Raw genomic sequence first — 24,383 nt, 5'->3', positions numbered from 1 at the left:
AAAAAGACGCTTTACTTTTAAAATTAGAGCGCTATAGTTTAAGCAACAAACGGAATCCTACCGCAGAACAGGATTGACTGTTTGGGGCCGGTTTTGTTTTGGTGGGTTGGATATCGGTATAACCGGTGCGCGCCCGCGCCGGATAACCTGCCAAAGCAAACCCGTCTCCAACCGGAAGCTCTAGAACACGAAAGCGAGGACTTTGATGGCACAGTATCAGCTGCCCAACGACTTCTTCTTTGGCGCTGCTATGTCCGGCCCGCAGACTGAGGGTCAGTGGAACCAGGGCGGCAAGCTCGAGAACCTGTGGGACACCTGGTCCATCCAGGATCTGGGTTCGTTTTACAACTGCGTTGGCTCTTATGCCGGCAATGACTTTATGGCCAAGTACCAGGAAGACTTTCGCATTTTGAGGGACTTGGGCCTGGATACCTATCGCACTTCCATCCAGTGGAGCCGTCTGCTCGATGCCGACGGCAACCTTAATGAGGAGGGCGCTGCGTGGTATCACGAGTTGTTCCGCGCTTCTCGCGAGGCCGGCCTGGAGCCGTTTGTCAACTTGTACCACTTTGACATGCCCACCTACCTCTTTAACCGTGGCGGCTGGGAGAGCCGTGAGGTCGTCGAGGCTTACGCGCATTACGCCGACGTCGCCTTCCACGAGTTTGGCCAGGAGATCAAGTACTGGTTCACCTTTAACGAGCCTATCGTCGAGCCCGAGCAGCGCTATCAGGAGGGCGTGTGGTTCCCGCAACTCCACGACTTTAGCCGCGCCCGCACCGTGCAGTATCACATCTCGCTGGCGCATGCGCTGGCCGTGGCCAACTATCGTCGCGCCTATGACGAGGGCGCTATTCGCGCCGATGCCAAGATCGGCATGATCAACTGCTTTACCCCGGTCTACACCAAGGAGAACCCCAGCGAGGCAGACCTCGAGGCCGTGCGTATGACCAGCGGCATCAACAACCGCTGGTGGCTCGACCTCATTACCAAGGGCGAGCTTCCTGCCGACGTGCTCGACAGCCTAGCCGAGGGCGGCGTTAAGCTCCCGTTCCGTGCCGGCGACCAAGAGATTCTCAAGCAGGGTGTTGTCGACTGGCTCGGCTGCAACTACTACCACCCCACGCGTGTTCAGGCACCGGCGAGCAAGGTCGACCAGTACGGTCTGCCGCACTTTGCCGACGAGTACGTGTGGCCCGACGCCGTTATGAACGAGAGCCGCGGCTGGGAGATCTACCCGCAGGGCCTCTACGACTTTGGCATGGACTGCGCCAAGAACTATCCCGATCTTGAGTGGTTCGTTTCCGAGAACGGCATCGGCATCATGGACGAATACAAGAACCGTGACGCCGAAGGAACCATCCAGGATGACTACCGAGTCGACTTTGTGCGCCAGCACCTGGAGTGGGTTGCCAAGGCAATCTCCGAGGGCGCCAAGTGCCGCGGATACCATTATTGGGCCGTCATCGATAACTGGTCTTGGGCCAATGCCTTTAAGAATCGCTATGGTTTTGTCGAGGTCGACCTTATGGACGGCTACAAGCGCCGCCTTAAGAAGTCGGCAGCCTGGCTCAAACAGGTCGCCACGACCCACGTGGTTGATTAGCGACCGGGCGGACGCTCGGACCGCGCGCCGCCGCGCGCAACACATGGCACATCTGGTGGCAGAGGGCGACAGACCACCGTGCGAATAGGAAAAGGCCGGATTTGAAAGTTAGGAGCAATCATGGCCAGTGACAACGGAAAGAGCTTCCTCGACAAGTTTGCCGAGGTCTCTGCGAAGGTGGGAAACCAGGTTCACCTGCGTTCCCTGCGTGACGCCTTCGCGACCATCACGCCGCTCTATATCCTTGCGGGTATCGCGGTTCTTATTAACAACGTCGTGTTCCCTCTGTTCCCGCTCGATGCGGCGGGCCTTGCCAACCTTCAGACGTGGGGCTCGGCAATTACGCTGGGCACCCTCAACGTCTCTGCCATTATCTTGGCCGGATTGATTGGCTACAGCCTCGCCAAGAACAAGCGTTTCGATAACCCGCTCGCTTGCGTGGTCGTCGCTATCTCTGCTTTCGTCATCATGATGCCGCAGCAGATCACCGCCTCGCTTGCCGCCACGAGCCCGCTGCTCACCGACAAGATTACCTCCGCCGAGGTCACGGGCGCCCTTTCGACTGCTAACACCGGCACCAACGGCCTGTTCTCGGCTATTATCATCGCCCTGCTTTCCGTCTCACTCTTCATCAAGATTTCTGGCGTCGAGAAGCTCAAGGTTAAGCTGGGCGAGGGTGTGCCCCCCGCGGTCTCCAACTCCTTCAACGTCATGATCCCGATGCTGCTCAACCTCGCAATCTTCGCTCTTGCCGCAGCCCTGCTCGCCGTGTGCGCCGGCACCGATCTGTGCGCCATCATCTCCACGTGCATCTCCAACCCGCTCAAGAACATCATGAACGCCGGTCCGTGGGCTGTTATCCTCATCTACACCCTTGCCAACCTGCTGTTCTGCGTCGGTATTCACCAGTCCACCATCTCTGGCGCTACCGTCGAGCCGATCCTGACCATGCTCATCGTCGACAACATGGCTACCTTTGCCGCCGGTGGCACCATCCAGCCCGATCACTACATGAACATGCAGATCGTTAACAGCTTTGCCCTCATCGGCGGCTCGGGCTGCACCCTCATGCTTCTGCTCGACACGCTCCTGTTCTCCAAGAACAAGGCTTCCGAGACCGTTTCCAAGATGGCTATCCTGCCTGGTCTGTTCAACATCAACGAGCCGGTTATCTACGGTTACCCCATCGTGTACAACCTGCCGCTCATGATCCCGTTCGTCCTTCTTCCCGACCTGTTCATCGGCATCACCTATGGCCTTACCTGCGCAGGCATCATCAGCCCCTGCATCGCCCAGGTGCCCTGGACTATGCCTCCCGTCATCAACGCCCTGCTCGCTACGGGCTTTGACTGGCGCGCCGGCGTGTGGCAGGCTCTCGAGATTGTCATTGGCATGGCCGTCTACCTGCCCTTTATGAAGATTTCCGAGAAGGCAATCGCCAAGCAGGAGACTCTTGCCGAGTAGAACGCCTAACGTTCGTCCCTTTCACCTTGCGGGCGCCGGTACGCGGTGCCGGTGCCTGCACCTCTCTTCTGCGTAAGGGCGCAGAAAGAGGGCACAATAACCGCAAGGAATATAACCAGTCGTCGTCTGCGCGCCGCGCAGTTATAAGGAGGAAACCATGAAGAAGATCATGCTCTGCTGCAATGCCGGTATGTCCACGAGCCTGCTGGTCCAGAAGATGCAGGCCGAGGTTGCAAACCGTGGTCTGGATATCGAGGTCGAGGCTCGTCCCATGAACGAGGCCCACGATCACCTGGACGAGTGCGACATGTTGCTGCTTGGCCCGCAGATCGGCTACACCAAGGGTGACTTTGAGAAGGAGGCCGCCGGTCGTTTTCCGGTCGAGGTCATCAACATGGTCGACTACGGCCGCATGAACGCTGCCGGCATCATCGATCACTGCGTCAGCGTGATGGGCTAGGTGCAGCATATGGAGGATATGAACGAGTTGCAGATGACCTGCTTTGAGATCATCAGCTACGTCGGTACCGCCAAGAGCATGTACATCAATGCCGTGCAAAAGGCCAAGGAGGGCGATTTTGACGCCGCCGAGGAGCTTATTAAGCAGGGCGACGAGGCCTATAACGGTGGCCACGATGTTCACATGGGGCTTCTGAAGAAGGAGGCCAACGGCGAGCGTAACGGCGAGGCCCCGTTGATTCTGCTGCATGCCGAGGACCAGATGGCCGGCACCGAGACCATGCGCGTCATGGCGACGGAGCTCATCGAGGTTCACAAGCAGCTGCAGGCACTTCAGGCCTAGTCGGCGTTATCGCCGCGGCGGACCGTGCGGTCCAACAGACAACATAGTCCCTTTGACGGGCGCCGGGAGTCTCCGCCTCCCGGCGCCTTTATATTTGGGGAAGGTCATGTGCGGCCTGTTGAGCAGCCATCTGCGTTTCCCCAGATAAAACCTGCCAAAACAAACCTGTCCCTTTTTGGTAGGTTTTTGCCTTGGGAGCGGTACCATACAGACAATGTTTAAACGAGAAAGGTGGGCTCCCATGGAACCTAAGCAGTATTACATCGGCATCGACGTCGGCGGCACCTCGGTCAAGGAGGGTCTGTTCGATGAGGACGGAAACCTGCTTGCCAAGGCCAGCGTGCCCACGCCTCCCATCGTTGACGCTGCGGGCTTTGCCGCGGTGACCGAGGCTATCGACCAGGTGGTCGCCAAGGCCCAGATTCCGCGTGCCTTTGTGTCGGGCATTGGCCTGGCCGTTCCGTGCCCCATCCCGGCATCGGGCGATGCCAAGGTCAAGGCGAACATCGCCATCAACCTGCCCGAGCTCAAGATCGCCATCCAGGAGCACTGCCCCGACGCGGTCGTTAAGTACGAGAACGACGCCAACGCTGCTGCTATGGGCGAGGCCTGGCTCGGCTCTGCCAAGGGCGTACAGAACGTGGTGATGGTCACCATTGGTACCGGCGTGGGCGGCGGCGTTATCGTTAACGGCGACGTGGTATCGGGCGTTGTGGGTGCTGGCGGCGAGATTGGCCACATGTGCCTGAACCCGGCCGAGGAGCGCACCTGCGGCTGCGGCGGCCATGGCCACCTGGAGCAGTATTCCAGCGCCACCGGCGTGGTGAGCAACTACCTTGCCGAGTGCAAGAAGGCGGGCGTCGAGCCCATCGAGCTGACCGGCCCCTCCGATTCCAAGGACGTGTTCCAGGCCTGCCGCGAGGGCGACAAGCTCGCGCTGGCCGCGGCCGATACCATGGCCGACTATCTCGGCCGCGCACTGGCGCTTATTGCCAACGTGGTCGACCCCGAGATGTTCCTCATCGGCGGCGGCGCCTCCGCCTCGGCCGATGTCTACCTCGACAAGGTTCGCGAGCACTTTAAGCAGTACGCGCTTTCCGCCTCGCGCGAGACGCCCATTAAGGTCGCTTCGCTCGGAAACGACGCCGGCATCATCGGTGCTGCCTACGTAGCCCTGCGCGCTGCCGGTAAATAGCTGGTGCAAGGGGGACAGGTTACATTGCACCAACATGGTGCAAAAGGGACAGCCTTGGCCCCCGTGCCTGCGCCCCAAAATATGCCGTGGCCCTTCCGTCTGCGAAGGTTCGGCATCGGCGTGCTACCATAGCTACGTCCAAGTACACATATCAAGTGGAGGATATCCATGGCAAACGTTCTTGTCTTTGGTCACCAGAACCCCGATAACGACGCCATCATGAGCGCCGTCGTCCTGTCCCAGCTGCTCAACCAGGTTGAGTATGCCGGCAACACCTACGAGGCCTGCGCCCTTGGTCAGCTTCCGGCCGAGTCCGCCAAGCTGCTCGCCGACGCCGGCATCGCCGAGCCCCGCGTGATCGAGTCCGTCGAGGCTGGTCAGCTCGTCGTCCTCACCGACCACAACGAGTCTGCCCAGTCCGTCGCCGGCCTTAAGGACGCCACGGTCTTTGGCGTTGTCGATCATCACCGCATCGGCGACTTCGAGACCGCCGGCCCGCTGCACTACATCTGCCTGCCCTGGGGCTCCAGCTGCACCATCGTCACCAAGCTTGCCGCCGTGCTCGGCGTTGAGCTTTCCGACGTCCAGGCCAAGCTGCTGCTCTCGGCCATGATGACCGATACGCTCATGCTCAAGAGCCCCACCACCACCGCTGTCGATCGCGTCGTCGCCGCCAAGCTCGGCGAGCAGGTGGGCGTCGACCCGGTCAAGTTTGGCATGGAGGTCTTCCTTACCCGTCCGTCCGGCTCCTTCACCGCAGCCGAGATGGTCGGTAACGACATCAAGATGTTCGAGCCCGCTGGCAAGAAGCTGCTCATTGGCCAGTACGAGACCGTCGACAAGAGCCGTGCACTCGGCATGATCGACGAGATCCGCGAGGCCATGCGTGCCTACGCCGCCGAGAAGGGTGCTGACGGCATTGTCCTGTGCATCACCGACATCATGGAGGAGGGCTCGCAGGTCCTGCTCGAGGGCGAGACCGAGGCTGCTCAGAAGGGCCTGGGCATTGCCGACGAGCATGACGGCGTCTGGATGCCGGGCGTCCTCTCCCGTAAGAAGCAGGTCGCTGCCCCCATCATGGCCGCCTGCTAGGTTTAGTTGACCAAACGCCACGACCGGATCGCGGACGCCCCGCGCTCCGGTCGTTTTTTGTGCACGACGCCGCGTCGTCTCTTGGACAGGCGTGCCCGTGCCGTTGAGCAAATAATGTTCAACCTGTGGTTCCGCTTTTCGGCCACGCCTGCGTGCTTGTCGTGCAGGGTAGGCTAGATGCAAGCGTAATACGTTAGAGCGCGGCGCCGCCACTTGGGCGGGCCGTGCTTTTTTAAGACGGGAGCCATCCCGTGAAAGGAGCCGCCCATGGCAGCACCCGAGCAGCTGTTTAACGTTCGTGAGCGCAAGCGTTTTGAGCGTCACGACATTTGGGAGCGCATCGCCGAGAACGGCACGATTTCCGCCGCCGTCATGGTCTTCGCCGCCATCGCCGCCGTCATTTGCGCCAATACCGATGCCTACGAGGCCATCCATCACTTTTTGGAGACCCCGCTGTATGTGGGTCTGGGTAACCTGACGGCCGGTCTTACCGTTGAGCTTTTCGTCAACGACTTCCTCATGGCGATCTTCTTTTTGCTAGTGGGCATCGAGCTTAAGTACGAGATGACGGTCGGCGAGCTCAAGAACCCGCGCCAGGCCATGCTCCCCATGCTGGCGGCCGTGGGCGGCGTCGTCGTTCCCGCCTGCATCTACCTGATCTTTAACCATGCCGGCGCGCACAACGGCTGGGCCATCCCCATGGCAACTGATATTGCCTTTGCGCTGGGCGTGCTGTCGCTTTTGGGCAATCGCGTGCCCAACGGCGTGCGCGTGTTCTTCTCGACGCTCGCCATCGCCGACGACCTCATTTCCATCGCCGCCATCGCCATCTTCTACGGTCAGAGCCCCAATCCGTTTTGGTTGGGCGCCGCCGCGCTTGTGACCTGCGCGCTCGTGTGGCTCAACAAGACGCAGCATTACCGCCTTGCTCCGTATTCGGTTCTGGGTCTGCTGTTGTGGTTCTGCATGTTCAAGAGCGGCGTACATGCCACGCTTGCTGGCGTCATCTTGGCCTTTACCATCCCGGCCAAGTGCGGTGTCAAGCTCGACAGCCTTACCGATTGGTTGGGCGAGTGCCTGCCGCTGCTCGATGACCGCTACGACGACGAGGCGCACATCCTGGGCCAGCACGACTTTACCGTCTCGACCACCAGGGTCGAGCGCGTCATGCACCGCGTGACCCCGCCGCTCATCCGCATGGAGCGTCTGATCTCCACGCCGGTCAACTTTGTGATTCTGCCGATCTTTGCGTTCGTGAACGCACAGGTTCGCCTAGTGGGTGTGGACATGAGCACGCTGCTCACCGACCCAGTGACGCTCGGCGTGTACTTTGGCATGCTGCTGGGTAAGCCGATCGGTATCTTTGGCATGACGTTCGCCTTGGTCAAGCTCAAGGCCTGCGAGCTGCCGCACAATGTCAACTGGCATATGATTGCCGGCGTGGGCATTCTGGGCGGTATCGGCTTTACCATGTCGATTCTCATCAGCGGCCTCGCCTTCCCGACGGCCCAGTTTGAGGTTCTGGCTGCCAAGGCCGCTATTCTCGCCGGCTCTGTCACCGCGGCCGTACTTGGCATGATCTACATGAGTGTGATCTGCAAGCACCCCGCGCCCAAGAACGAGTAGGGGCGCTAAAACTTGGTTGGTAATGTCTCGAGCGCGTGCAAAATGTGGCTTAGAGCAATGTCTGCCATTCGTTGAATACCCCTGTGGTCAAAAAACGCCGTTTGTGAGTACTGCCACAAACGGCGTTTCATTTTGCGAGCAAAAAATAATGGACAAAACCGTAAATACTGTACGTTAATAAGCGGTCATCGGCTTTCAATTTAGCGCCGGTTGACGGTGAATAAGGAGTTTCGGGCTCGAGGTTGTCGATTTTGACCAAAAATCGCTGCTACTAAAAAGGTAACAGTACTCATTTTTGCTCTTTTTTGACCACAGGCCCTTTTGTTGCGCGGTTTTACCAAACCGCGCAACTGCTCGACGCTGCAAGCGACCCTAAGCGGCAATCTGACGTTTAATTTCAAGGGCGCGACCAGAAGGTCAGCGCCCTTTCATTTCACGTCACCTTGCTCGCTTAGGGTCGTTTTCGCTGACGCTGCCAAAACATCGGCGTTAACCTAGTCGTTTAAGAACGTCCGCAATGACTAGGGCTATTCCACCGTTCCGTAGACGGCACCCCAGCCGTGGGCGGCCAAGGCGGAGTTGAGCTGGTCGCAAAGTGACTGGCGGTCGTAATAGCCGGGCGGTAGCAGGTTGACGATCTCCATGAGATCGGGCGCCAGGTCCAAGATTTCGGCCTGTACGATCAGGTCCAGACGGTCGATGGCGTGGCGGTCGTAAAACAGTCCGTCGACCAGGCGCTGCAAGTCGCCGAATTCCTCGGCCTGGAACGATCCATACTCCATAGTGCCTCCTTGGGCGCCCTACGCCGGCATGCGCGGCGATTCGTAATTTATTGCGATGGACTTAATCTATCACGGCTTCATAACGTTGCGGCGGTGGCGGTCTATACTTAGACGAACTGCAACGTCCCGCTTCGCGAAAGGTCGCACCCATGCAGACGATCTACCAGAAGATGGAAACCACCGAACTCGATGCCGCTATCGAGGCACTCAAAGCCGAGGTCGCCGAGGTCAAGGCCAAGGGCCTGGCGCTCGACATGGCCCGCGGCAAGCCGTCGCCCTCCCAGGTGGACATCTCTCGACCCATGCTCGATATCCTCAATGCCGACGCCGATCTGCACGACGGCAACGTCGATTGTTCCAACTACGGCTGTTTTGAGGGTATTCCCTCGGCACGCAAGTTGGCAGGGGAGTTCCTGGGCTGTCCCGCCGAGCAGACGCTCGTACTGGGTTCGTCGAGCCTGCTGATTGAGCACGACATCGCCGGCATGTTCTGGCGTTGCGGCTCGTGCGGCAGCGAGCCTTGGGAGGCTTACGAGGCCGCGCACGACGGCAAGAAGGTCAAGTTCCTGTGCCCCGTTCCCGGCTACGATCGCCACTTTGGCATCACCGCCGACTTGGGCATCGAGAACGTCCCCGTCGCGATGACTGACAACGGCCCCGACATGGACGAGATCGAGCGCCTCGTTGCCGTCGACGATTCCATCAAGGGTATCTGGTGCGTGCCCAAGTATTCCAACCCCACGGGTATCACCTTTAGCGAGGACACTGTGCGCCGCCTGGTCGAGATGCCCACGGCCGCGCCCGATTTCCGCATCTTCTGGGACAACGCCTACTGCGTGCACGACCTGTACGACGAAACCGACGAGCTCGCCAACATCTTTGACCTCGCTCGCGCGGCGGGCACCGAGGACCGTGTGGTGGCCTTTGCCTCGACGTCCAAGATCACCTTCCCGGGCGCCGGCATCGGCTTTATCGGCGCGAGCCCCGCGGTCATCGCCGAGTTCTCCAAGCGCCTGAAGGCCGGTCTCATCAGCGCCGACAAGCTCAACCAGCTGCGTCACGTGCGCTTCCTTCCCACCATCGAGGCGGTCAGGGAGCACATGAAAAAGCATGCCGAGTTCTTGCGCCCGCGCTTTGAGGCCGTCGAGCGCAAGCTCACCGAGGGCTTGGGCGACACGGGCTGCGCCACCTGGACGCACCCCCGCGGCGGCTACTTTGTGAGCTTTGATGGTCCCGAGGGCTCGGCCCAGAAGGTTGCTGCGCTTTGCGCCGACCTGGGCGTCAAGCTCACGCCGGCCGGTGCTACCTGGCCCTATGGCAAGGACCCGCGCGACACCAACATCCGCATCGCGCCGAGCTATCCCACGGTCGAGGACCTGGAGGCCGCGCTCGATGTGCTGGTGCTGGCCGTTAAGCTCGTCGCTGCCGAGCTTGCGCGTGCCGAGCGCGCCTAACGCGCGGCTTCCCGTACTATCCGCACTTTCGATACGTAAAGGAGCGTATACATGGATTTGGGTATTTCCACCAACCCCACGCCAGAGCTCTACACCATTAAGGTAACCGGCGAGATCGATATCTCTAACGCCGATAGCCTGCGTAATGCTATCGACCTGGCGCTCGAGCAGCCCACCGAGGCCGTTGAGCTCGATTTTGCCCAGGTGAGCTACATTGATTCGACGGGCATTGGCGTGCTCGTGGGCGCCGCACACCACGCGGTCGACCACGGCAAGCGCTTTAGCTGCACCAATGTGCAGCCCCCGGTGATGCGCGTGGTTCAGCTGTTGGGTGTCGACCAGGAGATTTCGATCACCGCGGCATAGTCTTTGCTCCCAAAAGGGCGTGCCGTTTGGCATATGTTTGTGATGCGCTCGGACGTTTTGGCGTCCGGGCGCTATACTTGACCGAATGAATAGACGAGTTCCGGCCGAATGGCGCGGTGCGGGCTCGACTCACATCGAGCCTTGGAGGTATGTGTGTTTGGTATTGGAGAGGGTGAGCTCGCGATCATCGTGGTCTTCGGCTTTTTGCTGTTTGGCCCGGATAAGCTCCCGCAGATGGGCCGCACGATCGGCCGTGCCATCCGTCAGTTCCGCGAGACGCAGGAAAAGATGACGGCCGTTGTTCAGTCCGAGATTATCGATCCGGTGAGCGAGGCCGCGTCGGCTCCGGTCAAGCCCAAGAAGGCTGCCGTCGACGACGATTCCGATGCGGACGAGGATGCCGCCGAGACGGCAGCGCCCGCCAAGAAGGAGACCTTTGCCGAGCGTCGCGCCCGCCTTGCCGCCGAGAAGGCTGCAAGCGAGGGTGCTGCTGAGGGCGAGGGCGCCGAGCCTGCCGCTGCTGCCGATACCGCCGTCGAGCCCGAGCCCGAGCCTGCTGCAGAGCCCGAGCCGGAGCCGGCAGAGCCCACGACGGCTGATCTCTATGCCCGTCGCCCCCGCAAGCGCAAGGCCGTCGTCGACCAGCTCGCCCGCGAGCTCGAGGCCGAGGACGACGCCGCTGCCGCCGACGCCCCGAAGGGGGGCGATGAGTAATGCCTATCGGACCTGCGCGTATGCCGCTCTTCGATCACCTGGGAGAGCTCCGTCGCCGCCTGACCATCGTGGTCGTCTCGGTGTTTGCCGCCGCTATCGTGCTGTACTTCGCCACGCCCGTGGTGCTCGACATCCTGGAAGACCCCATTCGCTCCTTTGTGCCGGACGGCAAGTTCTACATCACCACCACGCTCGGTGGCTTTGGTCTGCGCTTCTCGCTGGCCATCAAGATGGCCGTGGTCATGTGCACGCCCATGATCATCTGGCAGATTCTGGCATTTTTCCTGCCGGCGCTTCGCCCCAACGAACGCAAGTGGGTCGTGCCCACGGTGCTCGCCTCGACGGTGCTGTTCTTCCTGGGCGCAATCTTTTGCTACTTCATCATCATCCCTGCGGGCTTTGAGTGGCTCATCGGCGAAACCTCGGCCGTCGCTACGGCGCTGCCCGACCTGGAGAACTACGTCAACATGGAGCTGCTCTTTATGATCGGCTTTGGTGTGGCGTTTGAGCTGCCGCTCATCATCTTCTACCTGTCCGTCTTCCACATCGTTTCCTACGCGGCCTTCCGCAGTGCCTGGCGCTACGTGTACGTAGGCCTGCTCGTGGGTTCGGCTGTGATCACGCCCGACGGATCGCCCGTCACCCTGGGCCTTATGTACGGCGCCCTGCTCTCGCTCTACGAGATTTCGCTCGCCATCGCCCGTGTGGTCATTATCGCGCGCGAGGGCAAGGAGGGCTTGTTTGTGAGCCGTCTGGACCTGTTCTCGGACGATGAGGACGACGAGGAGTAAATCGGTATGCACGAGGTTGGCATTGTCAACGGCATACTCGATACAGTGATTCGCGCGGCGCGTGGGGCGGGGGCCTCACGCGCCGTTTTGGTTACGCTGCGTATCGGGGATATGACCGAGGTCGTGCGCGAGGCGCTCGACTTTGCATGGGAGACGTTTCGCGACGAGGACCCGCTCACGCGCGGCTGCGAGCTTGCCGTGGAGGAAGTCCATCCGCAAAGTGAATGCTTGGACTGCGGCGAGGTTTTCGACCACGATCGCTTCCACTGTCGCTGTCCCCAGTGTGGTGGTGCCAACGTGCGCCTACTGCACGGCCGCGAGCTCGATATCGCGAGTATCGAAATCGAAACCCCCGACGATTAGCCCGCTAGCCATCTGGTGATGGGGTATAAAGGGGCCAAAGTAAGGAGCGCTAAGTATGGCCGAGAAGACGATTGATATCGCGTCGCCGATCCTGTCGCGCAATGAGCGCCTGGCAGATCAGCTGCGTCAGCGATTTAAAGAGACGGGCACCTATGTGATCAATGTGCTGTCGAGCCCTGGCTCGGGCAAGACCACTACGATTCTGGGCACCAACGAGCGCCTGCGCGACAAGGCGGGCCTGCGTTGCGCCGTCATCGAGGGCGATATCGCCTCGGATGTCGACGCTATCACCATGAAGGAAGCCGGCATGCCCGCCATCCAGATCAACACGGGCGGCCTGTGCCATCTCGAGGGCAACATGATCATGGAGGCTGTCGACGCGTTCGACCAGGCCGTCGGTCTGGAAAACATCGACGTCATCTTTATCGAAAACGTGGGTAACCTGGTCTGCCCGGTCGACTTTGACCTGGGCGAGAACCTGTCCATCATGATCCTCTCGGTGCCCGAGGGCGACGACAAGCCCATCAAGTACCCGGGCATCTTCCAGCACGCCGGCGCGCAGCTGCTCAACAAGGTCGACGTGGCTCCGGCTTTCGATTTTGACATGGATAGGTATACTAAGACACTCGATGACCTCAATCCGCAGGCGCCGCGGTTTGCCGTGAGCGCGCGCAAGGGCGAGGGCATGGATGCCTGGTGCGATTGGCTCATCGGGCAGATTGAGCAAGCAAGGGCGTAAGTCGGCCGCCATACGGGCGGGCGTAGCCGCAGAGATACGAGATAGGAGCCTCTTTTGAAGCTCATCATCGCCGAGAAAAACGACGCCGCGCGTCAGATCGCCGAGCGGCTGTCCACGGGTAAACCCAAAAAGGACAAGGTGTACAACACCGCCATCTACCGTTTTGAGTGGAAGGGCGAGGAGTGCGTGACCATCGGCCTTGCCGGTCACATCCTGGCGCCCGATTTTTGCGACAGCGTGCTGTTCGATAAAAAGCTGGGTTGGTATTCGGTGACCGAAGACGGCGAGATGCTGCCGGCCGATATACCCGATGGCCTGGCCCGCCCGCCGTACGACACCAAGCGCAAGCCGTTTCTTGCCGATGGCATTTCCATCAAGGGCTGGAAGCTCGAGAGCCTGCCTTACCTCACCTGGGCACCCGTTATTAAGCTGCCGGCCGAGAAGGAGCTCATTCGTTCGCTCAAGAACCTCGCTAAAAAGTCCGACAGCGTCATTATCGCCACGGACTTCGACCGCGAGGGCGAGCTGATCGGCTCGGACGCTCTCAACAAGGTGCGCGAGGTTGCGCCGGACTTGCCGGTTGCCCGCGCCCAGTACTCTTCGTTTACCAAGGCCGAGATCACGCAGGCCTTCGATAATCTCGTCTCGCTCGACCAGAATCTGGCCGACGCCGGCGAGAGCCGCCAGCACATCGACCTCATTTGGGGCGCGGTGCTCACGCGTTACCTGACGCTCGCCAAGTTTGGCGGCTTTGGTAACGTGCGCTCTGCCGGCCGCGTGCAGACGCCGACGCTCGCCCTGGTGGTCGAGCGCGAGCGCGAGCGCATGGCGTTTGTGCCCGAGGACTATTGGCAGATCCGCGGCATGGGTGCCGCGCAGGGCGCTGCCGAGGATGACCGCTTTAAGATCGCTCACAAGACGGCGCGTTTTACCGACAAAGATGCTGCCGAGACGGCGTACGGCCATGTCGACGGTGTCGCGACGGCGACCGTTGCCGCGGTGACCAAGCGCTCGCGTAAGCAGCAGCCGCCCACGCCGTTTGCGACCACCTCGCTGCAGGCTGCTGCCGCAGCCGAGGGCATCTCGCCTGCGCGTACCATGCGCATCGCCGAGTCTCTCTACATGGCGGGCCTCATCAGCTACCCGCGTGTCGACAACACCGTGTACCCTGCGACGCTCGACCTGGGCGCCGTGGTGAGCGACCTGGCAAAGATCAATCCGGCGCTGGCGCCCGTATGCAAAAAGGTCCTCGCCGGCCCCATGAAGCCCACGCGCGGCAAAGTCGAGACCACCGACCACCCGCCTATCTATCCTACGGGCGAGGGCGATCCGTCCACGCTCGACGGTGGCCAGCGCAAGCTCTACGACCTCATCGCCCGCCGCTTCCTGGCGACGCTCATGGGGCCCGCGACCATCGAGAACACCAAGCTCGAGCTCGACGTGAATGGCGAGCCGTTCGTGGCCTCGGGCGACGTGCTCGTGACCCCGGGTTTCCGCGAGGCGTACCCGTACGGCCTTAAGCGCGACGAGCAGATGCCGCCGCTGGAGCAGGGTGATACGGTCGACGTGTTCGACATTAAGCTCGAGGCCAAACAGACCGAGCCGCCCGCGCGCTACAGCCAGGGCAAGCTCGTGCAGGAGATGGAGAAGCGCGGCTTGGGCACCAAGTCCACGCGTGCGAGCATCATCGAGCGTTTGTACGCCGTGCGCTATCTCAAAAATGATCCCGTTGAGCCGAGCCAGCTGGGTATCGCCATCATCGACGCGCTGACGCAGTTTGCCCCGCGCATCACGAGCCCCGATATGACCAGCGAGCTCGATGGCGATATGACCCGTGTGGAGCGCGGCGAGGACACCGAAGAGCATGTTGTGACGCACTCGCGCGCGCTGCTGGCCGGCGTGCTCGACGAGCTGCTCAAGCACACGCAGGAGCTGGGCGACGCCATCAGCGACGCCGTCACAGCCGATGCGCGCGTGGGCGCCTGCCCCAAGTGCGGCAAGGACCTGGTTATGAAGACGAGCGCCAAGACCCGCGGCAGCTTCATTGGCTGCATGGGCTGGCCCGACTGCGACGTGACCTATCCGGTGCCGAGCGGCGTCAAGGTAAGCCCGCTCGAGGGCGAGGCGGCCGTGTGCCCCGAGTGCGGCGCGCCGCGCATTAAGTGCCAGCCGTTCCGCCAGAAGGCCTTCGAGATTTGCGTGAACCCCACGTGCCCCACAAATTACGAGCCCGACCTTAAGGTGGGCGAGTGCAAGGTGTGCGCCGAGGCAGGACGCCATGGCGACCTGATCGCGCACAAGAGCGAAAAGAGCGGCAAGCGCTTTATCCGCTGCACCAACTATGACGATTGCGGCGTGAGCTATCCGCTGCCGGCGCGCGGCAAGCTTGAGGCGACGGGCGAGACTTGCCCCGAGTGCGGCGCTCCCATCGTGGTGGTCAACACAGCGCGCGGTCCGTGGCGTATCTGCGTCAACATGGACTGCCCGACCAAGGAGAAGAAGCCCGCCCGCGGCCGCAAGACCACGACCAAGGCGAGTACGGCAAAGAAGACCACGGCGACAAAGAAGACTGCTGCCAAGAAGACGACCGCCAAAAAGACGACGGCCAAGAAGTCGACTACCAAAAAGACCGCTGCCGACAAGTAGCCGCACGGTCGAAACGTCACTCAAAACAAAAACGAGCGAGGACCTCAAAATCCTCGCTCGTTTTTTTATCCGGCAGTTAGGGACGTTCCTTTTCTGCCGGCAGTTTAGGAACGCCCCTAACTGCCGGCTCGGGAACGACAAAGCGCTACTTCACCTCGACGGGTGCGGCGCCGGGGTAGCGGTCCTCAAAGTCCAGACGGTATTTGTTGTCGTTGGTGCCCGCTACGTTGTCGCGCGCCAGCGGCGCCACGATCTCGTCCTTGTGGTTTGCGGGGCTGGAGTACTCAAGGCTGATCTCCCAAGCGTCGCAAATGACGTCGATGCGATTCTCCAGGTCGTCATAGAGCGTGATGATATCTTTCCACGAGCTGTAATTCTGCGAGTCGATGGGAACGTCCAGGTCCTCGACCTCGTCCTTCAGGTCGTCGATCTGATCCTCGAGCGCCTCGGCGGCATCGCTGGCCGACTGACGCGAGCTTCGGTCATCCTTAAGGTAATACGTGTTGAATGTGGTGGCGCAGTCGCGAACCTGCTGATCAAGATCGGAGAGCCTGCTGTAGTAGGAGCTCAGCTGGTCGTAGACGTTCTGCTCGCTGATGGTGGCGGCATCGTGGACGTCATCGTCATCATCATCGTCAAGCTTGTTGGGGTCGCCCTTGACGGACGCATCGTCGTTATCGTGGTCGATCTTGACCTTCTCGATGGTTGTGCCCTTGGAATCGTCGGCGTTCTTGTTGAACGGTCCGATCATAAAGAATGCGACCAGCGCGATAATCACGGCGACCAGCACGGCGATGATGCCGATAAGCAGAGCGTTGTTGTTTTTGGGCGCGGCGGGAGCACCGGCCTGCGGAGCGGCGGTCGGTATGGGCTGCTGCGGCGCGGAGCCGGCTGGCGTCGCCCATTGCTGCGTCGCGCCAGCTTCCGGCTGGGGAGCGGGCGCGGGCTGATGGGCGGACTGTACGGTCACGTCTGCCTGCTGGGGCTGAGTCGCCGTGGGCTGCTGCGCAGACTGAACCGTGGTCGCGGCGGTGTCGAAGGCGGTGTCGGGCGCGGCGGCATGTTCGGCCGCCTGCGCATCCTCTTGCGACTGAGAGGCCTGGCCATCATCGGTTACCGGCGTTCCGCAGCTGGTGCAAAAACGCTCGTCGTCATTCAGAAGCTTGCCGCAATGGGTACAAAACCGGGACATGATGGTTCCTTCCATTCGATGTGTTGGCTAGATTATAAGGTGGTTCAGGTGCGGTTGGGCCGCGCCGGCCCAACTGGTTGTGTGAGGATAGTCGCGCCGCACAAGCCCTGTCGCATGCGTCACAATGAGTGCGGCGCGCTGGGTGTCCGGCGCGGCTGTTTATCGACGGCTCGGTAGAATGCGATGGTGGGGAGTGAGTCTGTGTACTGCGGCGAGCAAGGTCGGGGTGGCGGCGATAACACGGAGGCGTTCCGGTTCCCGCCGGGGGATGCGCCCCTCGCTGCGCGCGATTGCTCGCGTCGAGTGTTTTGTGCCGGGATGTTGACCGGAGCGCTTGCCTCGGTGATGAGTTTCGGCGGCTGTGCCGCGCGCCGCAACGAGGCTGGGGGCTCCGTTGCCCCTGCCAAACGAAAAGCGAATCATCCGTCCGCTCAAAAGGCGGAAGCTGTTTCCCGGGCTTCTTGGATCGCTGCCATTCAGCAAGATATCGAAGCCCTTGCCGAGCCGTATAGTGGGTCTACTTCGGTCTATGCTGTGGCGCTTGATCCACAAACGTTCGCGTCGCTCGATGGTGAAGTCGCTGTGGCGCCGGACGCGCGACGTGTGGCGGCAAGCATCATCAAGCTTCCCATTCTCGCTTGTGCGCTCGAGGCCGTGACGGCGGGCGAGCTGTCCCTCGACGAGCAGATAACGGTAACGCAACAGGATATCGTGGGTGGCAGCGGCAACATTCAGTCGCGCGGCGCGGGTGTGTCGTACAGTATTGACGAGCTGCTGCACGCTATGATCGCCCAGAGCGATAACGTGGCAGCGAACCTTGTTATCGGCAGACTGGGCATGGATACGGTCAACGAAACGTGTGCCGCATTGGGGCTGACCCAGACCGTGCTTGCTCGCCTGATGATGGATGCCGAGGCCCAGGCACAGGGTCACGAGAACTATACGAGCGCCCGTGATGCTGCGGTCGTGTTGCAGCGACTGGCGGCGGGGACAATCGCGACGCCCGAGCTGTGCGAGCGAGCGCGCGGATATCTGCTGGCGCAGGAAGACGCACGCGGTATTGTCGAGGGCGTTCCCGGCGGCGTTTTGGTCGCGCACAAAACGGGCAGTCTGGCGAATGCTCAGCACGATGCCGCAATCGTCTACGCCGAGCGCCCTTACGTGCTGGCAATCCTCACCCAGGACCTCGAACGCGAGCAGGCCCTAGCCCTCGAGCGCGACATTTCCTTCGCCATCAACGCCCGCGCCCACTCCTAACTTGCGGTGAAATAGGGATTGTATTTGCTGTTAGAAGGCGTATCTAGTCCCTATTTCACCGCAACTTAGAGGGTCGGCAGTTAGGGACATTCCTCTTCGGCCGGCACTTTAGGAACGTTCCTAACTGTCGCCTAGTCATTTAAGAACGTCCCCAATGACTAGGTGGGATTTGGGGTGCGCCGGACGCTGGGGTATCATGGCTTGGTTGCTATAACTTGCACTTTCGCGCCTTGTGGGAAGGGGATGCGCCCATGGCTTCTGAGCCCGCTCAACATAGCTTTATCACGCTCGAGGGCGTCGATGGCGCCGGCAAGTCCACGCAGGCGCGCCTGCTGGCCCGCGCGCTCGACCTCGCTGGCTATCAGGTCGTAACTCTGCGCGAGCCGGGCGGCACCGCCATCAGCGAAAAGATTCGCGCCCTGCTGCTCGACCCCGCCAATACGGCGATGGGCGACACCTGCGAGCTGCTGCTCTACGAGGCAGCGCGTGCCCAGCTGGTGCACGAGGTCATAGCTCCCGCCCTCGCTGCCGGCAAGGTGGTCCTATGCGACCGTTTCTACGATTCCACGACCTGCTACCAGGCGTTTGCCGATGGCCTCGACCGTCAGATGGTGCGCGATGCCAACAACCTGGCTGTCGCCGGTACGCATCCGGCGCTCACGCTCGTCTATCACATCACGCCCGAGCAGGCGGCGCTGCGCATGGCGGCCCGTGGTGTGGCCGATCGCATGGAGGCCAAGGGCATGGCTTTCCAGGAGCGCGTCTATCGGGGATTTTGTGCCATTGCTGCCGAGGAGCCCGCCCGCGTAAAGCTCATCGACGCCACTGCGTCGATCGCAGACGTCTTCACGCAAACGGTCGAGCTGGTTCGCGCGCACGGTCTCGACATTCCCCAAGATGCCGTCGCCGCCGCGCTTGCCCAGGAGGCTGAGTAACATGGCCCCCGCGCAGACAAGCCTGCTGGCCAAGCTCGACACCCAGGAACGCGTGCGCGACTTTCTGACCAACGCCATCGCAAGCGGCCGCGCATCGCACGCCTACCTGTTCTTGGGCGCGCCCGGGGCCGGTAAGCTCGACGCCGCATGGGCGCTTGCCCAGGCATTCCTGTGCGAGCGGGACGGCTGTGGTTCGTGCGACAGCTGCGTGCGCGTCGCGCGCCATACGCACCCCGACGTGCATTATTACACCCCCGAAAGCGCTACGGGCTACCTCATCGCGCAGACCCGCGAGCTGCTCGACGACGTGCCCTTGGCGCCCATCCGCGCCAAGGCAAAGGTCTACATCATCGACCGTGCCGAGCAGCTGCGCGCCAACACCGCCAACGCGCTGCTCAAAACGCTCGAGGAACCGCCCGAGGGTGTCATGTTCATCCTGTTGGGCACCTCGGCCGACGTGATGCTGCCCACCATCGTGAGCCGCTGCCAGTGCGTGCCGTTTCGGCTGGTGTCGCCCACTGTGGCCGCGCAGGCCGTGAGCCGCGCCACCGGTCAGGATCCCGCGCGCTGCCGCATGGCCGTCGCCGTGGCGGGAAGCCCTACGCGTGGCATCGAGTTCCTTAAGAGCGCCGAGCGCCAGGACGCCCGTCGCCAGATGGTCCGTGCCATCGACTCGCTCATCGCCGCCGACGAGGCCGATGTGCTCAGTCGCGCTAAGTCGCTCATCGTCGCCGTCAAGGCGCCGCTCGCCGAGGTCAAGTCCACGCAGGAAAAGGTGCTCGAGCAAAATGCCGACTACCTGTCGCGTGGAGCATTGAAGCAGCTTGAGGACCGCAACAAGCGCGAACTCAACGCGCGCGAGCGTTCGGGTATCATGGAAGCGCTGGCGAGCGCGCGGACGCTCATGCGCGACGTGCTGCTGACGCTTCAGGATGAGGCGGCAGACGTTGTGAACGAGGACGTGCGCGACACGATCGGGCGGCTTGCCGCGGCGACGAATGTTGCGGGTGCCACCCAGGCGCTCGAGGCGGTTGCCACCGCTGAGCGCAACATCGCCAGAAACGTTACTCCCCAGCTGGCCATCGAGGTCATGCTGTTCGATATCAGGAAGGCACTGAAATGCCGTTAGTCGTACCCGTTAAGTTTACCTACGCCTCGCGCGACCTGTGGTTCGACCCACAGGATCTGGATATCCTCGAGGCCGATTATGCCATTTGTTCTACCGAGCGCGGAACCGAGATCGGCCTGGTCACGGCCGATCCCTTCGAGGTGCCGCTCGACGAAATCGGTCAGCCGCTCAAGCCCGTGTTGCGCGTAGCGAGCGACATCGACCTGCAGCTTGCCGATGACCTGGCTATCCAGGGTGACGAGGCCATGGTCGACTTCCGCCGTCTGGTCAAGGAACTCGACCTCGAGATGAAGCCGGTCGGCGTCGAGTACCTGTTTGGCGGCGAGAAGGCCGTGTTCTACTTTGCGGCCGAGGAGCGCGTCGATTTCCGTCAGCTCGTCAAGGACCTGTCCTCGACGCTGCACATTCGCGTCGACATGCGCCAGATCGGTGTGCGCGACGAGACCCGCCTGGTGGGCGGCTATGCCCAGTGCGGCCAGGAGCTCTGTTGCACGCGCTTTGGCGGACAGTTTGAGCCGGTTTCGATCCGCATGGCAAAAGAGCAGGACCTGCCGCTCAACTCGTCCAAAATTAGCGGCGTCTGCGGCCGCCTGATGTGCTGCCTGCGCTACGAGTTCGAGGCGTACAAGGACTTTAAGAGCCGCGCGCCCAAAAAGAAGACGCTTATCGATACGCCGCTTGGCAAGGCGCGCATCCAGGAATATGACACGCCGCGTGAGCAGCTGGTGTTGCGCCTGGAGAACGGCAAAGTCTTTAAGGTCAACCTGGCCGACATGACCTGCTCCGAGGGCTGCAAAAAGAAGGCTGCCGAGCAGGGCTGCAACTGCCGTCCCGACTGCGTGACGCGCGATGTGCTCGAGCGTATCGAGTCGCCCGAGATGCGCCTGGCGCTTATGGAGCTCGACCGCGAGAACGGCGTCGACGTGGGCGATGGCCTGTCGAGCGCCGACCGTCTGGCCGGCACGTCGATGCCCAAGCGCCGCCGTCGCGATGCGGACGCCGATACCCGTGCCGGTCAGAGCCAGGGCGAGGGTCGCGGCCGCGGTAAGGGTCGCGGCAAGGCCGAGGCGCCCGAGGCTGAGGAGGCTGCCGGTGGACGTCGTCGCCGCAAGCGCTCGGGTTCGGGCGATGCCGGCGAGGCTGCTCCCGCAGGCAAGAATTCTCCCCGCGAGCGTGAGGCTCAGCAGCCTCAGCAGCAAAACCGCGGCGGTGGCATGAATCCCACGCGCCGTCGCCGCCGTCATTTGTCGAGCGAGGAGCGCGAGGACGCCTTCCGCGCCGCAGCCGCTCGCGAAGCCGGTGCCGCCCCCAAGGGTGGTTCGGGTTCCGATACGCCTGCCGACAAGGGTGGCAAGCAGCGCAACGATGACGAGCGCGCCCCGCGTCCGCGTCGTCGCCATTCCTCGGGCACGCAGCAAAAGCCCTCGGTGCCCTCCGTGGCCGATCAGGTCTCGGATGGCGAGGTCAAGGTCACGCGCCGTCGCCCTGGAGATGGCGGAGGGGCGGCTGCCAAGGCCGCGCGCGGCGCTGCTCGCGACGAACGCGAGTCGCGCGAAGATCGTGGTGGCGAGGGTTCGGCCGACCAGGGCCAGAAGCGCCGTCGCCGTCGTCGTTCCCGCAAGTCGCGTCAAGATGGCGGTGAGGGCTCGACCCAAAACTCGTCCGCACCGCAACCGCCCACCGGCGAATAGTGCACGCAAACGGATTTAACCTGCCTGACCCCAAACGCGTCGGGGTACCATGACGCTGAATCAACAACCCTCCCTGCGACCGAGCGTAGGGAGGGTTGTGTCGTGAAGAGACATTTGAATGTGTTGGGATGCCTGCAAGGTGCCGACATCCTACCGTTTGCGGATGAATTGCTACCGTTTGCCGAGCGGGCGGCGCACGAGGCGCTTGAGGCGTTGTCGCCCACGCGATGTGCCGGCTGCGAGCGCGCCGGTGCGCTTATTTGCCAAGACTGCCTGGCCGCGCTCGCGCTCATCGACCCGCGGCATAGCTGCACTCGATGCGGCGCCCCGTTTGGAGACTTGCTGTGCACCGAGTGCTCGGTCGAGGGTACGTCCTCGGCGATGGCCGAAGCTCTCGACCGGTGCCTGGCATGTGCCGTTTACACGCATCCGCTGCCGCGGATCATTAAAGCGTACAAAGACGCGGGCGAGCGACGCCTGGCGTCGTATCTGGCAGAGCTGCTATACGACACCGCCTTACATGCCCAGGTTGCGGCACCCGAACGCTTGGGCGGTGTGTTGTCCGGCGCCGATGCAGTGGTGTTTGTGCCCGCGACGGCGGCGGCGTTTCGGCGACGCGGCTTCGATCATATGGAAGCCATCGCGCGCCCATTTTGCGAGCTGTCGGGTGTTCCGCTGCTCGACGCCCTCGTTAAGTACGGCCATGGCGACCAGCGTGAACTCGGTCGTGAAGAACGCCGTGAACGCGCCCGAGGCATGTACGAGACCGTTGAGGACGTGCGGGGCCGCCGCCTGCTGCTTATCGACGACGTTATCACCACGGGTGCGACGATGGCAGCGGCTTCGGCGGAGCTCAAGCGCGCTGGTGCCGCGGCTGTTGATGGCCTCGCTATCGCACGCGTTTGGTAGGGGTGATTCGTGTGGCGGTAACAATCAGGCAGTGCAACAAACCGACAAAAGAGCAGCTAGCGGCTTCCGTGATCCTGACGGGCACCTCGGCGTTGCGTATGATTCGAGCCGAGCGCCGGCAGATGGGCTACATCGGCTGGAAGGACCTCAATCCCGATGAAGAGCGCCGCGTGCTGTGTACGTCATCGCCTTCGACCGAGGATATCTATCTTCCCGACCTGGTGCGAATTGGAGCCAAAAGCGGCGAGGTGCAAGAAGATCTGTGCTTGCTGGTGGGATCTGCGGCGCAGCGCCGACGCATGCCTGGCGTGGGCTGGTCCGTGTGTTCCGGGTTGCCTGTCGGCTCGATTCTAGAGGTGGAACCGGGGGTGTACAGCCTATCTCCCGAGGCCCTTTGTGTTGCCGTCGCCCGCGAGGTCGGCTGTATCCAGGCGTTTGCACTGGCCCAGGAACTGTGTTCCAAGATTTCACTAAGCGATCGCGGGAAGTATCTGCCTCCCTACACCTCGCCTGTTGCGAATAGACTTGCAAAGGACAAGGATCAACCGGCAGACGTGGGCTACTTTGAAGTCGAGCCGGTGCTGACGCCCGATCGCCTGGCAGATTACCTTGCGGCATGCAAGGGGAATGTGGCCAAACAACTGCTGCGCCTGTGTCCCTATCTGTCGGAAAACTTGCGCTCACCCATGGAGTGCATCATGCTCGCACTGTTTTCGCTTCCGTTTTCATATGGCGGATTTGCCTGCGGTCCCTTTAAGACCGACTACAAGATCGAGTTCGATGACCGCGCGCAGTCAATCTCGGGGATGCCGCATGCAGTTTGCGATGCGTATCAGGAAACAGCCCGGTTTGACCTGGAATACAACGGTGAGCTGGGCCATTCCTCCCGGAGGGGACGTATCCATGATGAAAAACGCAACACGGGCTTGATTACTATGGGAATCGAGGTCGCGACGGTCAACAACGAAATGCTCTGCGACATGCAAGCGATGGAAGCGCTCGCATGGCGCATCCACCAGCGTATGCGAAAGCGGTACCGGAATCGTGTCGATGCCCGCAGGAAGAAGCAAGAGGCGTTGCTTAACACGCTGCGGGCGTGTTTTGGGCTTAAGCCGGTCTAATTCGCGTCGAAAATAGGGGGTTAATCATATGCCCTGGCCAAAATATGGCAAATATGAGTACTGTCACTAAATCAGTAACAGCAAAATCAAGGAATTTAGGACTCGGAGGCGTCGTAAAGTAAGAAGATAATAAACAAATGTAGAATAACTAAGCATCAGGTTGGCGACACTGAGCGCAAAATCTGTCCGAGAGGCCAAAATTGTCTGCTACTAAATTGGTAACAGTACTCATATTTGCTATTTTTTGGCCACGGCACCCTGAGACGGGTGCCCCGGAGCTCCCCGTAGAGGAGCTCCGGGCTTCATGGGGGCACGAATAGTCCGCTCCGACCTGCAAAATCTGTGCTCACGGTGCGAATGACGCCCCTAACCTTAAACTTTAGCTTGAACTTAGCTATAATGCGCTACGTTCCTGCCAGGCTGTGGTTGCGGACGGACAAAATGTCCATCCTAGTCCAAGACAGACGCGGTCAAAGGGATCCACGTAAGCGACCGCGTGCGCGCGGCGC

The 24,383-nt window shown here is 61.5% G+C and carries 22 protein-coding genes; 20 read left to right on the top strand and 2 right to left on the bottom strand.

Going from position 1 to position 24,383, the window contains the following annotated elements:
• The first annotated feature begins 205 nt into the window (after window positions 1-205).
• From HMPREF9463_RS05835 to nhaA, 7 genes are all read left to right on the top strand, one after another.
• Window positions 206-1,606 (top strand): glycoside hydrolase family 1 protein, encoded by a 1,401-nt coding sequence (locus HMPREF9463_RS05835; protein ID WP_035137702.1) that lies wholly within the window; start codon window positions 206-208, stop codon window positions 1,604-1,606.
• A gap of 120 nt (window positions 1,607-1,726) precedes the next feature.
• Entirely contained in the window at window positions 1,727-3,070 is a 1,344-nt protein-coding gene (locus HMPREF9463_RS05830; protein ID WP_035137701.1) for a PTS sugar transporter subunit IIC, read from the top strand.
• A gap of 157 nt (window positions 3,071-3,227) precedes the next feature.
• Window positions 3,228-3,530, top strand: a complete 303-nt coding sequence (locus HMPREF9463_RS05825; RefSeq protein ID WP_035137700.1) for a PTS sugar transporter subunit IIB — start codon at window positions 3,228-3,230, stop codon at window positions 3,528-3,530.
• Window positions 3,531-3,539: 9 nt separating this feature from the next.
• Window positions 3,540-3,872 (top strand): PTS lactose/cellobiose transporter subunit IIA, encoded by a 333-nt coding sequence (locus tag HMPREF9463_RS05820; RefSeq protein ID WP_197736861.1) that lies wholly within the window; start codon window positions 3,540-3,542, stop codon window positions 3,870-3,872.
• A gap of 241 nt (window positions 3,873-4,113) precedes the next feature.
• Window positions 4,114-5,067 carry an ROK family protein gene (locus HMPREF9463_RS05815; protein WP_035137699.1) on the top strand — a complete coding sequence of 318 codons (954 nt, stop codon included), beginning with the start codon at window positions 4,114-4,116 and terminating at the stop codon, window positions 5,065-5,067.
• Window positions 5,068-5,235: 168 nt separating this feature from the next.
• Window positions 5,236-6,159, top strand: coding sequence for a manganese-dependent inorganic pyrophosphatase (locus tag HMPREF9463_RS05810; protein ID WP_035137698.1), 924 nt, complete (start codon window positions 5,236-5,238; stop codon window positions 6,157-6,159).
• Between the two features lie 267 nt (window positions 6,160-6,426).
• The gene (nhaA, locus tag HMPREF9463_RS05805) at window positions 6,427-7,785 is read left to right on the top strand and encodes a Na+/H+ antiporter NhaA (RefSeq protein ID WP_035137697.1); all 1,359 of its coding nucleotides are present in this window, start codon (window positions 6,427-6,429) and stop codon (window positions 7,783-7,785) included.
• Between the two features lie 527 nt (window positions 7,786-8,312).
• Here the strand turns inward: nhaA and HMPREF9463_RS05800 are convergent.
• Complete coding sequence (locus tag HMPREF9463_RS05800) at window positions 8,313-8,567, bottom strand: hypothetical protein (RefSeq protein WP_022093864.1); 255 nt, start codon at window positions 8,565-8,567, stop codon at window positions 8,313-8,315.
• A gap of 149 nt (window positions 8,568-8,716) precedes the next feature.
• Here HMPREF9463_RS05800 and HMPREF9463_RS05795 point away from each other — a divergent pair, with 149 nt between their 5' ends.
• The 7 genes from HMPREF9463_RS05795 to HMPREF9463_RS05765 all read left to right on the top strand — a co-directional run bounded on the left by HMPREF9463_RS05795 (window position 8,717) and on the right by HMPREF9463_RS05765 (window position 15,640).
• Window positions 8,717-10,021 carry an aspartate aminotransferase type Ic gene (locus HMPREF9463_RS05795; protein ID WP_035137696.1) on the top strand — a complete coding sequence of 435 codons (1,305 nt, stop codon included), beginning with the start codon at window positions 8,717-8,719 and terminating at the stop codon, window positions 10,019-10,021.
• 51 nt (window positions 10,022-10,072) lie between these two features.
• Window positions 10,073-10,387: an STAS domain-containing protein gene (locus HMPREF9463_RS05790; protein ID WP_035137695.1), complete on the top strand. Its 315-nt coding sequence runs from the start codon at window positions 10,073-10,075 to the stop codon at window positions 10,385-10,387.
• A gap of 153 nt (window positions 10,388-10,540) precedes the next feature.
• Complete coding sequence (locus tag HMPREF9463_RS05785) at window positions 10,541-11,101, top strand: twin-arginine translocase TatA/TatE family subunit (protein WP_035137694.1); 561 nt, start codon at window positions 10,541-10,543, stop codon at window positions 11,099-11,101.
• Entirely contained in the window at window positions 11,101-11,892 is a 792-nt protein-coding gene (tatC, locus tag HMPREF9463_RS05780; RefSeq protein WP_035137693.1) for a twin-arginine translocase subunit TatC, read from the top strand. The genes HMPREF9463_RS05785 and tatC overlap by 1 nt, the downstream gene beginning before the upstream one ends.
• Before the next feature lie 6 nt (window positions 11,893-11,898).
• Window positions 11,899-12,255, top strand: a complete 357-nt coding sequence (gene hypA, locus HMPREF9463_RS05775) for a hydrogenase maturation nickel metallochaperone HypA (protein ID WP_022093859.1) — start codon at window positions 11,899-11,901, stop codon at window positions 12,253-12,255.
• A gap of 55 nt (window positions 12,256-12,310) precedes the next feature.
• The gene (gene hypB, locus HMPREF9463_RS05770; protein ID WP_035137692.1) at window positions 12,311-12,994 is read left to right on the top strand and encodes a hydrogenase nickel incorporation protein HypB; all 684 of its coding nucleotides are present in this window, start codon (window positions 12,311-12,313) and stop codon (window positions 12,992-12,994) included.
• A gap of 54 nt (window positions 12,995-13,048) precedes the next feature.
• Window positions 13,049-15,640 (top strand): DNA topoisomerase I, encoded by a 2,592-nt coding sequence (locus HMPREF9463_RS05765; RefSeq protein ID WP_035137691.1) that lies wholly within the window; start codon window positions 13,049-13,051, stop codon window positions 15,638-15,640.
• Between the two features lie 145 nt (window positions 15,641-15,785).
• Here HMPREF9463_RS05765 and HMPREF9463_RS05760 read toward each other — a convergent pair whose 3' ends face one another.
• Window positions 15,786-16,832 (bottom strand): zinc-ribbon domain-containing protein, encoded by a 1,047-nt coding sequence (locus HMPREF9463_RS05760; RefSeq protein ID WP_035137690.1) that lies wholly within the window; start codon window positions 16,830-16,832, stop codon window positions 15,786-15,788.
• Between the two features lie 318 nt (window positions 16,833-17,150).
• Here HMPREF9463_RS05760 and HMPREF9463_RS10725 point away from each other — a divergent pair, with 318 nt between their 5' ends.
• The 6 genes from HMPREF9463_RS10725 (at window position 17,151) to HMPREF9463_RS05730 (ending at window position 23,874) form a co-directional block, all read left to right on the top strand.
• Window positions 17,151-18,089: a serine hydrolase gene (locus tag HMPREF9463_RS10725; protein ID WP_198019935.1), complete on the top strand. Its 939-nt coding sequence runs from the start codon at window positions 17,151-17,153 to the stop codon at window positions 18,087-18,089.
• A 251-nt stretch (window positions 18,090-18,340) separates the two neighbouring features.
• Window positions 18,341-19,024, top strand: coding sequence for a dTMP kinase (gene tmk, locus HMPREF9463_RS05750; protein WP_035137689.1), 684 nt, complete (start codon window positions 18,341-18,343; stop codon window positions 19,022-19,024).
• A gap of 1 nt (window position 19,025) precedes the next feature.
• Window positions 19,026-20,153: a DNA polymerase III subunit gene (locus HMPREF9463_RS05745; RefSeq protein ID WP_035137688.1), complete on the top strand. Its 1,128-nt coding sequence runs from the start codon at window positions 19,026-19,028 to the stop codon at window positions 20,151-20,153.
• Window positions 20,144-21,844 carry a PSP1 domain-containing protein gene (locus HMPREF9463_RS05740; protein WP_035137687.1) on the top strand — a complete coding sequence of 567 codons (1,701 nt, stop codon included), beginning with the start codon at window positions 20,144-20,146 and terminating at the stop codon, window positions 21,842-21,844. The genes HMPREF9463_RS05745 and HMPREF9463_RS05740 overlap by 10 nt, the downstream gene beginning before the upstream one ends.
• A gap of 102 nt (window positions 21,845-21,946) precedes the next feature.
• A complete protein-coding gene (locus HMPREF9463_RS05735; RefSeq protein ID WP_232219761.1) occupies window positions 21,947-22,753 on the top strand; it encodes a ComF family protein in 807 nt (268 codons plus the stop codon).
• An 11-nt stretch (window positions 22,754-22,764) separates the two neighbouring features.
• The gene (locus HMPREF9463_RS05730; RefSeq protein WP_035137686.1) at window positions 22,765-23,874 is read left to right on the top strand and encodes a hypothetical protein; all 1,110 of its coding nucleotides are present in this window, start codon (window positions 22,765-22,767) and stop codon (window positions 23,872-23,874) included.
• Window positions 23,875-24,383 lie beyond the last annotated feature (509 nt).

The organism is Collinsella sp. 4_8_47FAA (genome assembly GCF_000763055.1).
GTDB lineage: Bacteria > Actinomycetota > Coriobacteriia > Coriobacteriales > Coriobacteriaceae > Collinsella.
This window is presented reverse-complemented; position numbering and strand designations above follow the sequence as displayed.